Here is a 408-nt window from a genome sequence, read left to right as displayed (position 1 = left end):
CTCGGGCAGGCGGCGGGTCCCCATCTTGCGAAGGAACTGCTTGAAGACCGACGGGAAGCGGCGCGCGACCTGGTACTGGCCGGTGCTGTATCCGATCTGCTTCCACCGGTTGACGAAGTGCGCCAGGTTCTTGGGCAGGTACTTGTTGGTCTTCACGGCCACCGGGTCGACCAGCGGCAGGGATCCGACGTAGGTGGGTGAACGCTGCAGCATCGTGACGTGTCCGACGCCGCCGCTGACCAGCGACGGGATGAGCGTGATGGCAGTGGCTCCGGAGCCGATCACCACGACGTTCTTGCCCGTGTAGTCGAGGTCCTCGGGCCAGTGCTGCGGGTGGACGATCTGTCCCTTGAAGTCTGCCTCGCCGGGGAACTCAGGCGAGTAGCCCTCGTCGTAGTTGTAGTAGCC

Annotated in this window: 1 pseudogene; it reads right to left on the bottom strand. The window is 64.7% G+C overall.

Annotation, left to right across the window (positions count from 1 at the left end):
• A pseudogene (locus RNB18_RS53010) lies at positions 1–408 on the bottom strand (FAD-containing monooxygenase EthA); the annotation flags it as partial.

It is taken from the genome of Streptomyces doebereineriae (assembly GCF_031845645.1).
Lineage (GTDB): Bacteria > Actinomycetota > Actinomycetes > Streptomycetales > Streptomycetaceae > Streptomyces > Streptomyces canus.
This window is presented reverse-complemented; position numbering and strand designations above follow the sequence as displayed.